This window comes from Brevundimonas sp. (assembly GCF_035998205.1).
Taxonomy (GTDB): Bacteria; Pseudomonadota; Alphaproteobacteria; order Caulobacterales; family Caulobacteraceae; genus Brevundimonas.
Genome location: NZ_DASYHT010000004.1, coordinates 253,408 through 266,742, shown reverse-complemented (window position 1 = coordinate 266,742; position 13,335 = coordinate 253,408). Strand labels below are relative to the sequence as shown.

The following is a 13,335-nucleotide window of genomic DNA, read 5'->3' as shown; positions in this document are numbered from 1 at the left end:
GACGGCTCATGCGCCATCTTTTTCCGCTCCTTGCCGTCGCCCTTGTCGGCGTCGCGCCGGCAGCCGCCCAGGACGCCCATGCCGGCCACGGCTCGCATGGCGCCCACGCCGATCATGCCGCAGCGGCGCCTGCGGCTCACTATGCCCATGAGGTGACCACGAGCCCGGCGGACGGGGCGATGATGGACGGGCCGCCAGACTGGTTCACCGCCACCTTCCCGCATCCCATGATCCTCAGGACGGTCACAGTGGCCGCAGAAGGCCGGCCGCCGGTGGCCGTGCCCGTCGCCGCCGGGGCCGCCACCACCCGGGTCGCCGCAGACCTGCCGCCGCTGCGCCCCGGGACCTACACGCTGAACTGGACAGCCGAGGGCGCCGACGGTCACAGCATGACCGGAGCCGTCCGGTTCATGGTCCACTGATGGGCGGTTTTCCGACCCGCAGGCTCCTGCTGGCGGCCGGCGCCGCCCTCGCCGTGGCCAGCGCCTCGTCCGCGCAGGATCGACGGATGACCGCCTACAAGACGCCCTGGTGCGGCTGTTGCGACGGGTGGGTGGCGCACATGCGCGCCGCCGGCTGGACGGTGCAGGTGGTCGAGCTGGAGGACCTCGCCCCCATCCGCGCCCGCCACGGCGTACCCGACCGCTATGCCGGTTGCCACACGGCCGTCGTGGCGGGTTACGCCATCGAGGGCCACGTTCCGGCCGCGGACGTCGAGCGCCTTCTGAGAACCCGACCGACGGCGGCGGCGCTCGCGGCCCCGGGCATGCCGGCAGGATCGCCGGGGATGGAGGCGGCAGGCCGTGAGCCCTACGTGACCGTTCTGATCGACCGGACCGGAAGAGCGACCGTCTTCGGCCGCCACAACGGGGCCTGACCTCAGGCCGGATCCCCCTGGAAGGCGGCGATGATCGGGCAGGGGCCGGCGAGCTCGGAGACGCAGGCGCTCGCAAGTCTCCGAAGCGCGGAGCGGGCCTGCTCCAGATCGGCAATCGTCCTGTCGAGGGCGGCCAGACGCTCTTCGGCAAGGGCGCGCGCACGACCGCGATCCTCGCCCGCGTCGAGGGCCAGAAGCTCCCTGATCTGCTCCAGGGTGAAGCCTGCCGTCTGGGCCGAGCGGATGAACTTCAGTCGCCTGACGTCGTCTTCGCCATAGCGTCGGATGCCCTCACCGGAGCCACCGCTCCCCCGTTCTGGCGTCGGCATAAGGCCGCGTCGCTGATAAAAGCGAACGGTCTCCAACCCGACGCCGCCTTCGCGCGCCAGCGCCGAGATTGTCCGCGGCTTCACGCTTGACTCCGTACCATGGTCCGGAACCTAAGGTGTCGGTCCTCGATTGGAAAGCCCAAGGAGACGACCATGACCCGATCGGCGACCCTCTACAGGATGGTGATGCCCGGCCACACCTGTCCGTGGGGCCTGAAGGCCCGCCACCTTCTGCGCAGCCGCGGTTACAGGGTTGAGGATCACTGGCTGACGAGCCGGGAACAGACCGAGACTTTCAAGCGGGAGCACGGTGTGGCGACCACCCCGCAGATCTTTGTCGAGGGGCGTCGCATCGGCGGGCACGACGACCTGCGTCGCTTCCTCGGCCTCAAGGTGGGAGACCCCAAGGCGACGACCTATACGCCGGTGCTCGTGGTCTTCCTGACGACAGCCGTAATGGCCGCCATGCTCAGCTTTACCGTCTACGGGACGCCGCTCACTGTCCGGGGCGGCGAGTGGTTCATCGCCCTGTCGATGATGGTGCTCGGCATGCTCAAGCTGCAGAATGTCGAAAGCTTCTCGACCATGTTTCTGAATTACGACCTGCTGGCGCAGCGATGGGTGCCGTACGGCAGGATCTATCCGTTTGCGGAGTTCGGAGCCGGCGCCCTGATGCTTGCAGGGGTGCTCACCTGGGTGTCCGCCCCCATAGCGTTGCTGATTGGCGGGATCGGTGCGGTGTCTGTGTTCAAGGCTGTCTACATCGATCGACGCGAGCTCAAATGCGCCTGCGTGGGCGGCGACAGCAACGTTCCGCTCGGCTTTCTCTCCCTGACCGAGAATCTCATGATGATCGCCATGGCGGTGTGGATGCTGGCGATGAAAACGCGGGGTGCGGCGCTAGAGATGCCGATGTAAGGCGGGCGACAGGCGGCGATCCGGCATGTTGCCGGGTCGCTATTCCCGCGCCGCAGGCGCATAAATGCGGGGGGCGCGTTTTACGGGAGGCGGCAATGAGCCAGCCAGACCTGTTCCGACCGCCCCGCAAGCCCTGGAACGCGGGCCGCATGATCGGGGCGAAGGCTCCGCTGAAGCCGAGGCACATCTGGGCGATCCGCCAGCAGCTGAAGTCCCTTGGCGCGGTCCGCGACCTGGCGATGTTCAACATCGCCCTCGACGCCAAGCTCCGCGGCTGCGATCTTGTGCGGCTGCGTGTCAGCGACGTCGTCCAGGCTGGCTCCGTGCGACACCGGTCCACCGTGATCCAGCAGAAGACCGGGCGACCGGTCCCGTTTGAGATCACCGAACCGGCCCGGGACGCCCTGGCCCACTGGCTCGACTTGCGTGGCCCTCGGGTGGATGACTGGCTGTTCCCCAGCCGGACCCGGGCAGGCACGCACATCGGCACGCGGCAGTACGCCCGGCTGGTCGACCGCTGGGTGCAGATGATCGACCTGAACCCCGGCGCGTATGGCACGCACAGCCTGAGGCGGACGAAGGTCGCGCTGATCTACAAGAAGACCGGCAACCTGCGCGCCTGCCAGTTGCTCCTTGGCCACGGGAAGCTGGAGAGCACCGTGCGCTACCTTGGCATCGAGGTGGATGACGCGCTGGAGATCTCGGAGCAGATCGACTTGTGACTCCGATGGCGCGCCGCCTGGTCTCGCGACCGACGAGTTCCCGTTCAGCTCAAGGGCAGACCCAACCTCCATAGTGAGGCGTCGGTGACTGACTCCAAGGTCGTGTTTCCGGCCGGCTGCGTATGTCTCCTAATGGCGCACAATGGGCCAGGACCTCGCGAGCTGGACCAATAGTTACGGGGCAGACACGCCCGTCGGTCGGACCGCCGTCCAGATGAAGACGAAGTTGCGGTGCTCGGCCCACGTCATTCCCTCAATCCGATCGCCGACGAGGCAAGCTGAGGTGTGATACGGCCCTGCGCCGTCGGTGGTTCGGAACGCGACGCACAGTCGTCCTGCCTGTGCCGTCCAGCGCCCCGACAGGATTTCGCTGTCATAGAAGTCGCCAGTCAGCGTTTCGTCCTCACCAAGGTTGAGGTTCATCGCCTTCAGATACGACCCATCGGCATTTGCCGACAGATCGACGCTCCAGGCGCCGTTCATCGTCTGCGGAGTCAACGGGGAGGTCTGTACAAGCGCTGAAGCGACGGCGAGGCTGACGATTAGCATGGCGATCTGTCCCTGCGTTATGGATGGTCGACCACGCCGCCATCCCGGCGACAATGCTCCCGATGCGCCGCGTCTGCACGCCCTCTCGCGAAATGCGCCTGAGCTGCGAGCAATGTCTGCTCCCCGAGAGGAAGCCGGTGTCCGCAGTTGGCGCACTGCTGGCTCAGGTGATGATCCGCAACTCGATGGCGACCGGATGGACGAGGTCATCGACGCGGTGCGAGTGTCGGGCGGCCCGGTCGGCGGTCTGACCGGGAATGGTGCTGGCCGCCTGACGGCTGTTCGGTGCAACAAGAGTGACCTTGGAGCCTGGGGCGAAGCGATATGAGCAAGCAGCAGTCAAAGACGCCGGAAGCCGGCGCGCAGGCACCTGTGAAGTCCAACCTCGGAGGCGAACCGGCGAAGCCGCTGGAGACCCGGCATGTCTTCCTCGATACCCAAGTCTACCGGAACTTGAGACACAATCCGGCCAACCGCGCCCTGACGCTGCTGCTTGAGCAGATAGAAGCCCATCGCGTCGTACTTCACACGACGGACATCACCCTGATGGAGGTGAAGCGGCAGATTCGCGAGAGCGTCATCGCCCACAGCCGCGAGCTCGGCAAGCTGGAGAAGGACCTCGCCCAATGGCGCAAGGCGTCGCCGGACAAGGGACCGTCAGCGCCGATCACGATGGATGTTGATGTGCTCGCCGAGGAGATGTTCGAGCAGTTCCGGGGGGTCCTCCTCGGGGATTGCAAGGCGGTCACCCACGCGGCGCTCAGCATTCCGGCCGGCGATGTGTTCGACCGCTATTTTCGGCGCGAGCCGCCGTTCCACGGGGAGGAGAGCAAGGAGTTCCCCGACGCCTTCACCCTAGAGGTCTTGTCCCGCTGGTGCGAGACGGAAAGAGAACGTCTCTACGTGGTCACCAGGGACGGGGCCATGCTCAAGGCGGCGGACGAGCATCCCTTAATGCTCACGATGCCGACCCTGCATCAGGTTCTAGCCAGCGCCTCCGCCGACCTCGATCCCGACGGCGACGCCGCAGCCTTGGCCGAGACGACGATCAACGGTCAGGATTTCGACGGCAGCTTCGAGGCGGCCATGCAGGACCAGATCAGAAGCATGGTTTTCATCTACGCCGGCGAACTGGCGGAAGGCGAGGCCTACCAAGGCGAACTCCTGTCCATCGAGCAGATCGACGGTTGGACCGTTGTCGGGCTAAGCGGCGGGCGGATCACCTTGATTCTTAGCGCCGCCGTCAGGGTAAAAGTCGAGGTTCAGTATGAAGATCGCGAGGACGCAATCTACGACCGAGAAGACGACGTCTGGTTCGGTGCCGAAAGTGGATCCACCGAGGTCGAGGAGGAAGTCCGGCTGGAGGTCCTCGTGGACCTGGATCGCGCACGCGGCGCGGTGCTCGAAGCCCGGATCCTAACACCAGAAGTGACCATCTACGGGCCTTCCGAATACGATTACTGATCGGGGAACCTCTTCGCCGGCGCGGATGCGGGGCTGAGGAAGCTGGAGCCCTATCCCGGAGGCCCCGGCGCTCAACCGACCGAACTAGGAATAGGTGGCCGGTTGGAGGCTTGAAGGTCGGGTCTCCGGAGCCGCGCTGGAGTCCGCTTCTGGCGCGAAGCTGCCTTTAGTCACCAAGAACCGCAGGAAGGCCAGCTCTCGCTGGCCTTCGGTAACGCTCCGCGTTGTGGGGTGGGCGGAGGTCACCGCTCTTCGCGCACCAAAGAGCCCGATCATCCGCAGCAGGGTGGCCCGCGGATAACTCTCGCGTGAAGTGACACAGGTCTCATCCGATCTGCGTCGAGTCTCACGGGAACTGCGTCAGGTCTCTCCGTTCCTGACCCGGACCAGCGGCTACGGGAACGATCAAAAGAGTCATGCTGAACTTCGCCTTCGCGCCCTGCGCCAAAGCGGACACGCGTCGTAAGGCAAAGCACATCCGGCCTCGAGAACGAATGACGGCAAGCTCCACCGGAACAACCGCCTGCGCGAGCGGTTAAGCTCTTCACACCGAGTCCACACAGGGGGCCGAAAGCGCGATGGCCATTGCATACTGCGGGCCGCCACCAGCCCCGACCGAGATTGCAACCAGCTTCAACGCTGATCCAACGGCGATGATAGCTTTGGCGGTGCTGGGCGTGCTGATGCGGCGGCGGCCTGCGGGACTCGCAGCGACCGCGGTGTTGATCGTCGCATTCGTGTCGCCCCTGTGCGCCCTTTCGTCCGCGCTTTTCGCCGCGCGGTCCGCGCATCATCTGCTCATCGTCGCCGTAGCCGCGCCGCTGCTGGCGGCGGCCCTGCCAAACTGGCGGGCCGGACCCGCATGGCCATGGCTGCTGTCCTCGGGGGCCGTGCTGGCGCTGTGGCACCTGCCGGGGGCCTATGACGCGGCCTTGTCGAGCGTCCCCGTCTACTGGGCCATGCAGCTCGCCCTGCTGGGCTCCGCGTCGGGACTGTGGCGGTCGCTCCATGACCCCCGGCAAACGCTGCCGCTCAGGGCCCTGATCATTGTCCTCGCCTTCGCCCAGATGGGACTTGTCGGAGCCCTGCTGACCCTTGCGCCCGCGCCACTCTACGCGGCCCACGCGTCGGCGCCCCTCGCCTGGGGGCTCACACCGCTTGATGACCAGCGGCTCGGCGGTCTCATCATGTGGGTCGCCGCGGTCGTGCCCTATACTGTGGCGGCCGCCCTGTTTTGCCGTCGCGAATGGGCCCTGCTGACCCGTGACGACGGCGCCCTCTCGGCATGATTGACTGGATCTCGCCAGCCATACCGCTCTTCAAGGCGGCCCACATGGTGGCGATCATCGTCTGGGTCGGCGGTCTGCTGACCTTGCCGCTCATGCTGGCCCGGCACGACCCTGCGGTGAGCGCTGAGGACTACCGGCTCATCCGCCAAGGATCGCACCTCACCTATACGATGGTGGTCACGCCGGCAGCCGTCGTGGCGGTCATCGCCGGCACCTGGCTGACCTTCATGCGCGAGGTGTTCACGCCCTGGATGTTCGGCAAGCTGGCCGCCGTCGCTCTGCTTGTCGCCGTCCACGCCTGGATCGGCCATCTGGTGGTGAGGGTCGGCGAGGAGCCGGAGACCCACCGGTCGCCCTCGCCGTGGCTCCCTCTTGTAGGGGTCTTGGCGCCGGCCCTGCTGGTGCTCGCCCTTGTCCTCGCCAAGCCCCCTTTGACCGAGTTGAGCTTTCCAGACTGGGCCAGTCGGCCTCTGGGCCGTCAACTGCCCGTCGATGTTCCCAACCGGTAATCAAACACGAGCTTCCCGCCATGCCAGCCCGTGAACGCCACGACCGCCACCGACAGGGCCGACAGCAGAAGCCCGTAGGGCAGAACGGCCGTCTCATAGCCGGACAGCCGGTATCCCCAGTTCGCCCCGAGCAGGGCGAGCAGCGTGACGGCGATCACGAAATGGGTCCACGCCGGGGAGCGTGCGCGGATGCCGGGGACCATCAGAAGCTCCGCCGTCCCCGAGAAGCCTGCCAGCATCCCGAACAGGAATCCCGAGCCGACGGCCCACAAGGCCGCACGGGCCCAGAAGACGTCGCCCGTCCACCAGTAGAAGACGTCCGCGCCGAAGGTGCAGAACGTCAGGGCCACCGGGAAGGCCACGCTCATGGCATGGATCGGGTGACCCAGCACGGCGATCCGGGACTCGGTCTGCTCGTAGCTCGGCAGGGCGGCGATGGGATCGATGAGGCGTTCAGCTTCATCCTTCTTCGTCTCCGACGACATGCGCTCACCCTCCGTGTCATAATGCCTGCGGCCTTAACGGCGGTGCTCACCGGCGGTTGCCGGGGACCTCTGTCGACGGTCGAACCGGCAGGCCCGGCCGCGAGCGTCATCGCCAGCCTCTGGTGGGTCATGCTGATCGGCTCGCTGCTGATCCTTGGTCTGGTCATGGCCTTGATTGCGCTGGCGTTCACGCGCCGGAGCCCTGCCCGGCGAAAGCGTCAGGGGACCCGACTCTGGATCGTCGGCCTGGGCATTGTCTTCCCCGGAGTCGTGCTCGCGGCGCTGCTCGGGTTTGGCCTCTTTGCCGGAGAGCGCCTATTGCCGCGCCCCGAGGTCAATACCGTCGAAGTCAGCGCCGAGGCGCGGCGCTTCGTGTGGTCGTTCGGCTACGCGGACCGGCCCGGATTGACGACAGATGACGTGCTTCACATCCCGGCCGGACGAGCCGTCGATGTCTCGGTGACCACAACGGACGTGGTGCACAGTTTCTGGGTTCCGCGCCTGGCCGGCAAGATCGACGCCATCCCCGGCCATGTGAATGTCCTGCGGCTCACAGCCGATCGGCCTGGCGTCTATGCCGGGATCAGCGCCGAGTTCAGCGGTCCGGGCTACGATGACTTCACCTTCGAGGTCGTGGCCCACGACGGGGAGAGCTGGGACCGGTTCCTGGCCGGAGACACGCCATGACCCCCCTCGCGCGCCACCGGCAGCTGACTGCGATCTGGGCTTCTGCGTCCGGGTGGCGCGGCCTTCTCAGCACGGTGAACCACACGGACCTCGGCCGGATGTTCCTGGCCACGTCCTTCTTCTTTTTCCTCGTCGGCGGCGTGCTGGCCATGCTGATCCGCGCCCAGCTGGCGACGCCGCACTCCGCCTTCGCGGGGCCGGAGATCTACAACCAGATCTTCACCATGCACGGGACCATCATGATGTTCCTGTTCGCGATTCCGACGTTCGAGGGGCTCGCGATCTATCTGCTGCCGAAGCTGCTCGGCACGCGCGACCTCGCCTTTCCGCGCCTGACCGCCTACGGCTTCTGGTGTTACGTCTTCGGCGGCGCGATGATGCTGGGTTCGCTGTTGCTCGGGGTCGCGCCTGACGGCGGCTGGTTCATGTATCCGCCGCTCACGGGGCGGATCTATTCGCCCGGGGTCAACACGGACGTCTGGCTCATCGGCATCACCTTCGTCGAGATCTCGGCGATCGCGGCGGCGGTCGAGATCACCGTCTCGATCCTGAAGTACCGGGCCCCGGGCATGTCGCTGGACAGGATGCCCATCTTCGCCTGGTACGCCCTTGTCACCGCCCTGATGATCCTCACGGGCTTCCCGCCGCTGATCCTCGGCTCGATCCTGCTGGAGCTGGAACGGGCGTTCGGCCTGCCCTTCTTCCAGGTGGCGTTCGGCGGCGACAGCCTGTTGTGGCAGCACCTGTTCTGGCTGTTCGGGCACCCGGAGGTCTACATCATCTTCCTGCCGGCCGCGGGCGTGATCTCCACCATTCTGCCTGTCATGTGCCGGACCACCCTGCTGGGCTATGGCTGGATCGTGGCCTCCGCCGTGGCCCTGGCCTTCCTGTCCTTCGGCCTGTGGGTCCACCACATGTTCACGACGGGCATCCCGCACATGAGCCTCGCCTTCTTCTCGGCCGCCTCGACGCTCGTGGCCGTGCCGACAGCGGTGCAGATCTTCGCCTGGATCGGCACCATGTGGCGGGGGCGGCCGACCCTGCGCATGCCGATGCTGCATCTGCTGGGGTTCTTCGTGACCTTTGTGATCGGCGGCCTGACGGGCGTCATGGTCGCTGTCGTCCCCTTCGACTGGCAGGCGCATGACACGGCCTTCGTGACCGCTCACCTGCACTACGTGCTGTTCGGGGGCTTCGTCTTCCCGATCCTCGCGGGGCTTTACTACTGGCTGCCTCACGTGAGCGGGCGCAAGCGCTTCTTCCGCCTCGGCGAGCTGGCCTTCGCCCTGGTCTTCATCGGCTTCCACGTGACCTTTCTCGCCATGCACTGGGTCGGTCTGATGGGGCAGAGGCGACGCATCTCGACCTATGGGCCCGAGGACGGCTGGACCACGATCAACCTGATTTCCTCGATTGGCTCCTTCGTGCTGGCGATCGGCATCGCCATTGTGATCCTGGACCTCGTTCTGCATGCGATGGCGGCCCGTCGCTCGCGGCGGAATCCCTGGGGCGCGGAGACGCTGGAGTGGGCAATGATGACCCCGCCTCCTGCCTACAACTTCGCCAGCCTCCCCGAGATTGAAAGCCGTCGTCCGCTGGAAGCCGATCCAGAGCTGGTGCTCCGCATCGCGCGCGGCGAAGGTTATCTGGGCGAGCCCCGAAACGGCTGGCGCGAGACCCTGATGGTCGATAGCGCGACGGGCCGTCCCGAAGCCCAGGTCATTTTCCCCGCCAACACGCGGCTGCCGATCCTGATGGCCGCCGTGACCGGCGTCTTCTTCCTGTCCCTGCTCTTCAAGGTCTACTGGGTCACGCCGGCAGCCGTGTTCGGGGTGGCGCTCTGCGGCTGGCGGTGGGCCTGGTCAAACGGCCGCAAGTTCGACCTGCCGGACCTGGACATCGGAAAGGGCGTGAGGGCGCCCAACGCGGGACAGATCGAGCGACCGCCCGGCTGGTGGGGATCCAGCGTGCTGCTGACAGCCGATGCGACATTCCTCGGCTCCCTGGTGTTTGGCTTCGCCTTCCTGTGGACCGTCGCGCCGGCCTGGCCGCCGCCCGCCTGGTTCGCGCCGTCCCTCTGGGAAGTGATCGTCGGCGCAGGCGGAGCCGCCTTGGCTATCCTTGCGCTTCGGCGCGCGCGTGGCGCGAACGCCGCGAGCCAACGGACGCTGGCGCGGTCCCTGGCCCTGTGCGGCCTGGGGGTGCTTGGAACCGCCGTCGCCATGATGGCGGTGATGATCCGGGCGCCCGATCCAACGGGGCATGCCTACGGCGCGACGGTGCTGGTGCTTGGAGGGTACGGCCTTTTCCACGCGGCGGTCGCGGGTCTGATGATCCTCTTCAGCCTGGCGCGGCTGCAGCATGGATACGTGTCGGCTGAACGGAGAGCCGAAGTGACCGTCACGGGGGTGTGGATCCAGTATCTGGCGCTCTCCACTGTCGTGGTTCTGGCTCTGACCCATGGCGCGGGCCTCCTGGCATGAAGGACCTCGCCCGCATCCTCATGGGGCCGCTCGTGTGGCTGGCCAGTTTCAGCGCCGTCTACGGCCTGCACGGGTTGATCTGCGGACACCGGCTTGATGTTTCAATGGGCGATGTGGATCTGGCTCGCGCCCTGCTGATCGCAGCCTATGGTGTCGCCGTCGCGATCCAGGCCGCCATCGTCTGGGCGCTTCACTGCTCCCGGCTGGCGGCCTCGGGGGGCTTCGTCGCGTTCGCCAGCCGGGCCACGGCCTGGGTCGGACTGGCGGCCGCCATCTGGACGCTGCTGCCGACGATCATCATGACGCGCTGTCTGTGACGGGCATCGGCCTCAGGAGTCGGCAGGCAAAGCGTAGGCGATGACGTGATCGCCCGGCGGGGTCTCCATGAAGTGGTGGCCGCCCGCCATGATCAGCAGATATTGACGTCCTTCGTGGGCATAGACGATCGGACTGGCCTGTCCGCCAGCCGGCAGGACATCGCTCCAGATCGTCTCGCCGGTCCGGATGTCGATGGCGCGGATCAGGTCGTCTGTGGCGGCGGCGATGAAGATCAGACCGGACGCGGTCACCACCGAGCCGCCATTGTTCGGCGTGCCGATGTCGATCGGCAGCATGGACGGGATGCCAAACGGACCGTTCTTGCGCGCCTGGCCGAGAGGGCGGTCCCAGACGGTCCGGCCGGTGCGTACGTCGATGGCCCGGATTCCGCCGTAGGGAGGCTGCTTGCAGAGCATGCCGGTGAAGCCCATGCGCCAGCCGGCGTTAACGTCGATGGCGTAGGGTACGCCCCACTGCGGATCGCCGGCGCCCTCGGCGGCCTCCGGCACGCCACCGCGCGACTCGGGCATCTCGTCCTGGCCCTTCAATGCAGGGTGACCGCGCGGATACCAGCCCTGCTCCGTCGCCTCCTCGCGCGGCACCAGCCGATTGTAATTGGGCATGTCGTTGTAGTTGGCGATGATCAGGCCGCGGACCGGATCATAGGCCACACCACCCCAGTCGCTGCCGCCGTTATAGCCCGGATACTGGATCCAGCGGCGGTCGGCTGTGGGCGGGGTGTAGATGCCCTCGTAGGCCGCCTGTCGGAAGCCGATCCGGCAGATCATCTGGTCGATCGGCGACATGCCCCACATGTCACGCTCGGTCAGGTCGCGCTTGGCCAGGGTGTGGAAGCTGGAGAAAGGCTGTGTCGCGGCGCGCATCTCGGGCTCCACGCCGCCCTGCGGCGCGGGCCGTTCCTCGACGGGAGTCAGCGGCCGACCGGTGCGCCGATCCAGCAGATAGAGATCGCCCTGCTTCGAGGGCAGGGCGAGGGCCGGTACGAGCCCGCCATCGACAGGCAGGTCCAGCAACGTCGCCTGACTGCCAAGATCGTAGTCCCAGACGTCGATCCGGACCGTCTGAAAACGCCACGCTGGCTGACCGGTGGTCACGTCCAGCGCGACTAGGGCGGTGGCGTAGCGGTTCTCCTCCACGCTACGATCCCGGCTCCAGTAGTCGGACGATGAATTGCCCATCGGAAGATAGACCAGCCCGAGGGCCTCATCGCCGGAGGCGATGGTCCACATGTTGGGCGTTCCCCGGGTGAAGGTTTCCTCGCCTTCCGGCCGACCGGTCTCCCCCGGCCGTCCCAGGTCCCAGGCCCAGCTGAGCTCGCCGGTGACCACGTCGAACCCCTGCACCACGCCGGACGGCGCCTCATTCCACTGGCCATCGGTGACCTGATGCCCAGTCACGATGACGCCCCGGATAACCACCGGCGGCGAGGTGATGGCGACCATGCCCGGAATGACCTCGCCCATGCCGGCCTTGATGTCGACCTGGCCGTTCTCCCCGAAGTCGGCGCAGGGGCGTCCCGTGCGGGCATCGACGGCAATCAGCCGACCATCGAGGGTGCCCTCAATGACGCGTGCGGCGCACGGCTGGGTCTCCGGAACATCTGGCTGAGCGTGGTAAGCGACCCCGCGGCATGCGGCCGTATAGGGGATCCAGTCGTCGCCCACATCGGGATCGTATCGCCAGAGCTCGCGACCGGAACGCGCGTCCAGCGCCATCAACTCGTTGCGGGCCGAGCAAAGGTAGATGCGGTCGCCGACCTTCAACGGCGTGGTTTCCGCCCCCCACTTCGTCTCCGGCGTATCACCCGTACGATAGGTCCAGACTCTCTCGAGGCGATCCACATTCTCGGGTGTGATCTGAGCCAGGGGAGAGTATCGGCGCGAGGCGTAGGTCCCGCCATAGGCGACCCAGTCTTCCCCGGCGTCGGCGATGGCGGATGACAGCCCCGCCGGCATCGGCGATGGCAGGGCGTGGGGCGGGGCGGCGCGGTTCGCGAGTGTAATGGTGACGCCCGCGATCGCCACGATCCCGGCAAGCGCGCCTGCGCCGACCAGGGCGTGGCGTCGCCCTCTGTCAGGCGCCAGGACGGGCCAGGCGATCAGGACGAGTCCGAGAATTACGGTCGGCGCAACCACGCGCGGCACAAGGGCCCAGCCATCCAGCCCGACCTCCCAGATCGCCCAGATGATCGTGAACAGCCACAGGGCCGCGTAGATCATCGCCCCCAGTCGACGGCGCAGGAAGATCAGGCCGCCCGCCCCGCAAAGCACCAGTCCGGCCAGCAGATAGTAGGCAGACCCTCCGACCAGCAGCAGCCAGGCCCCGCCCACGGTCAAGGTTACGCCGATCAACGCCATGACGACGCCGAGAGCCGCCGTGTACCAGACGCCGATCGCGCGGCTCGTCGATGACGTCATCCGCCGATCTCCCAACAGTCGTGGTGTCTACGGCCAACCCGTGTGCGGCATCCTGGTTCCCCGAGGCCGAGGCGGCGGCCCTTGGCGCGAGGTTGACGTAGCGCCCCTCCCACTCCCCCCGGAACTTGTCAGCTGCGATCGCAACCTCCGTCCGACGTTCGGTGCGAGCGCGGCTCCGGCATCCACAGGCCCAACCACTACCCCCCTCAGCATAGGAACCGGAGCCGCAGTCCGTGAGTTACCCCAGCGCGTCCGGGGGGAAACATG

Annotated in this window: 14 protein-coding genes; 10 read left to right on the top strand and 4 right to left on the bottom strand. The window is 66.8% G+C overall.

Annotated features, from left to right (window positions below):
• Positions 1-8: 8 nt before the first annotated feature.
• Both VGN74_RS03895 and VGN74_RS03890 read left to right on the top strand, forming a co-directional pair.
• Positions 9-422, top strand: coding sequence for a copper resistance CopC family protein (locus VGN74_RS03895; protein ID WP_327446045.1), 414 nt, complete (start codon positions 9-11; stop codon positions 420-422).
• A complete protein-coding gene (locus tag VGN74_RS03890; protein WP_327446044.1) occupies positions 422-877 on the top strand; it encodes a DUF411 domain-containing protein in 456 nt (151 codons plus the stop codon). The genes VGN74_RS03895 and VGN74_RS03890 overlap by 1 nt, the downstream gene beginning before the upstream one ends.
• Before the next feature lie 2 nt (positions 878-879).
• Here VGN74_RS03890 and VGN74_RS03885 read toward each other — a convergent pair whose 3' ends face one another.
• Positions 880-1,290, bottom strand: a complete 411-nt coding sequence (locus VGN74_RS03885) for a MerR family transcriptional regulator (protein WP_327446043.1) — start codon at positions 1,288-1,290, stop codon at positions 880-882.
• A gap of 69 nt (positions 1,291-1,359) precedes the next feature.
• On the opposite strand from VGN74_RS03885, the gene VGN74_RS03880 reads away from it, so the two are divergent.
• Together VGN74_RS03880 and VGN74_RS03875 are read left to right on the top strand one after the other, a co-directional pair.
• The gene (locus VGN74_RS03880) at positions 1,360-2,124 is read left to right on the top strand and encodes a glutaredoxin (protein ID WP_327446042.1); all 765 of its coding nucleotides are present in this window, start codon (positions 1,360-1,362) and stop codon (positions 2,122-2,124) included.
• A gap of 95 nt (positions 2,125-2,219) precedes the next feature.
• The gene (locus VGN74_RS03875; protein WP_327446041.1) at positions 2,220-2,846 is read left to right on the top strand and encodes a tyrosine-type recombinase/integrase; all 627 of its coding nucleotides are present in this window, start codon (positions 2,220-2,222) and stop codon (positions 2,844-2,846) included.
• 174 nt (positions 2,847-3,020) lie between these two features.
• Here VGN74_RS03875 and VGN74_RS03870 read toward each other — a convergent pair whose 3' ends face one another.
• Positions 3,021-3,395: a hypothetical protein gene (locus VGN74_RS03870; RefSeq protein ID WP_327446040.1), complete on the bottom strand. Its 375-nt coding sequence runs from the start codon at positions 3,393-3,395 to the stop codon at positions 3,021-3,023.
• A 324-nt stretch (positions 3,396-3,719) separates the two neighbouring features.
• On the opposite strand from VGN74_RS03870, the gene VGN74_RS03865 reads away from it, so the two are divergent.
• The 3 genes from VGN74_RS03865 to VGN74_RS03855 all read left to right on the top strand — a co-directional run bounded on the left by VGN74_RS03865 (position 3,720) and on the right by VGN74_RS03855 (position 6,657).
• Positions 3,720-4,859 carry a PIN domain-containing protein gene (locus VGN74_RS03865; protein ID WP_327446039.1) on the top strand — a complete coding sequence of 380 codons (1,140 nt, stop codon included), beginning with the start codon at positions 3,720-3,722 and terminating at the stop codon, positions 4,857-4,859.
• A gap of 653 nt (positions 4,860-5,512) precedes the next feature.
• Positions 5,513-6,148, top strand: a complete 636-nt coding sequence (locus VGN74_RS03860) for a cytochrome c oxidase assembly protein (protein ID WP_327446038.1) — start codon at positions 5,513-5,515, stop codon at positions 6,146-6,148.
• Positions 6,145-6,657 (top strand): CopD family protein, encoded by a 513-nt coding sequence (locus VGN74_RS03855; RefSeq protein WP_327446037.1) that lies wholly within the window; start codon positions 6,145-6,147, stop codon positions 6,655-6,657. Before VGN74_RS03860 ends, VGN74_RS03855 begins: the two co-directional genes overlap by 4 nt.
• On the opposite strand, the gene VGN74_RS03850 is transcribed toward VGN74_RS03855, so the two are convergent.
• Positions 6,627-7,142, bottom strand: a complete 516-nt coding sequence (locus tag VGN74_RS03850; RefSeq protein ID WP_327446036.1) for a DUF2231 domain-containing protein — start codon at positions 7,140-7,142, stop codon at positions 6,627-6,629. The genes VGN74_RS03855 and VGN74_RS03850 overlap by 31 nt on opposite strands.
• A gap of 129 nt (positions 7,143-7,271) precedes the next feature.
• Between VGN74_RS03850 and VGN74_RS03845 the strand changes: the two genes are divergently transcribed.
• Genes VGN74_RS03845 through VGN74_RS03835 form a run of 3 tightly spaced genes read left to right on the top strand, consistent with a single transcriptional unit; the run spans position 7,272 to position 10,629 of the window.
• On the top strand, positions 7,272-7,829 hold the full coding sequence (locus tag VGN74_RS03845; RefSeq protein ID WP_327446035.1) for a cytochrome B: 558 nt from the start codon (positions 7,272-7,274) through the stop codon (positions 7,827-7,829).
• Positions 7,826-10,312 carry a cytochrome c oxidase subunit I gene (ctaD, locus tag VGN74_RS03840; protein WP_327446034.1) on the top strand — a complete coding sequence of 829 codons (2,487 nt, stop codon included), beginning with the start codon at positions 7,826-7,828 and terminating at the stop codon, positions 10,310-10,312. Before VGN74_RS03845 ends, ctaD begins: the two co-directional genes overlap by 4 nt.
• Positions 10,309-10,629 (top strand): hypothetical protein, encoded by a 321-nt coding sequence (locus tag VGN74_RS03835; protein WP_327446033.1) that lies wholly within the window; start codon positions 10,309-10,311, stop codon positions 10,627-10,629. The genes ctaD and VGN74_RS03835 overlap by 4 nt, the downstream gene beginning before the upstream one ends.
• A gap of 12 nt (positions 10,630-10,641) precedes the next feature.
• On the opposite strand, the gene VGN74_RS03830 is transcribed toward VGN74_RS03835, so the two are convergent.
• Complete coding sequence (locus tag VGN74_RS03830; protein WP_327446032.1) at positions 10,642-13,068, bottom strand: membrane-bound PQQ-dependent dehydrogenase, glucose/quinate/shikimate family; 2,427 nt, start codon at positions 13,066-13,068, stop codon at positions 10,642-10,644.
• Between the last annotated feature and the right edge of the window lie 267 nt (positions 13,069-13,335).

What these genes read in the sequence shown, in the direction of transcription:
- VGN74_RS03830 (WP_327446032.1), bottom strand. Translation starts at nt 13,068, where the DNA reads ATGACGTCATCGACGAGCCGCGCGATCGGCGTCTGGTACACGGCGGCT.
- VGN74_RS03895 (WP_327446045.1), top strand. Translation starts at nt 9, where the DNA reads ATGCGCCATCTTTTTCCGCTCCTTGCCGTCGCCCTTGTCGGCGTCGCG.
- VGN74_RS03880 (WP_327446042.1), top strand. Translation starts at nt 1,360, where the DNA reads ATGACCCGATCGGCGACCCTCTACAGGATGGTGATGCCCGGCCACACC.
- VGN74_RS03870 (WP_327446040.1), bottom strand. Translation starts at nt 3,395, where the DNA reads ATGCTAATCGTCAGCCTCGCCGTCGCTTCAGCGCTTGTACAGACCTCC.
- VGN74_RS03875 (WP_327446041.1), top strand. Translation starts at nt 2,220, where the DNA reads ATGAGCCAGCCAGACCTGTTCCGACCGCCCCGCAAGCCCTGGAACGCG.
- VGN74_RS03865 (WP_327446039.1), top strand. Translation starts at nt 3,720, where the DNA reads ATGAGCAAGCAGCAGTCAAAGACGCCGGAAGCCGGCGCGCAGGCACCT.
- VGN74_RS03850 (WP_327446036.1), bottom strand. Translation starts at nt 7,142, where the DNA reads ATGTCGTCGGAGACGAAGAAGGATGAAGCTGAACGCCTCATCGATCCC.
- VGN74_RS03855 (WP_327446037.1), top strand. Translation starts at nt 6,145, where the DNA reads ATGATTGACTGGATCTCGCCAGCCATACCGCTCTTCAAGGCGGCCCAC.
- VGN74_RS03845 (WP_327446035.1), top strand. Translation starts at nt 7,272, where the DNA reads ATGCTGATCGGCTCGCTGCTGATCCTTGGTCTGGTCATGGCCTTGATT.
- VGN74_RS03890 (WP_327446044.1), top strand. Translation starts at nt 422, where the DNA reads ATGGGCGGTTTTCCGACCCGCAGGCTCCTGCTGGCGGCCGGCGCCGCC.
- VGN74_RS03835 (WP_327446033.1), top strand. Translation starts at nt 10,309, where the DNA reads ATGAAGGACCTCGCCCGCATCCTCATGGGGCCGCTCGTGTGGCTGGCC.
- VGN74_RS03860 (WP_327446038.1), top strand. Translation starts at nt 5,513, where the DNA reads ATGATAGCTTTGGCGGTGCTGGGCGTGCTGATGCGGCGGCGGCCTGCG.
- ctaD (WP_327446034.1), top strand. Translation starts at nt 7,826, where the DNA reads ATGACCCCCCTCGCGCGCCACCGGCAGCTGACTGCGATCTGGGCTTCT.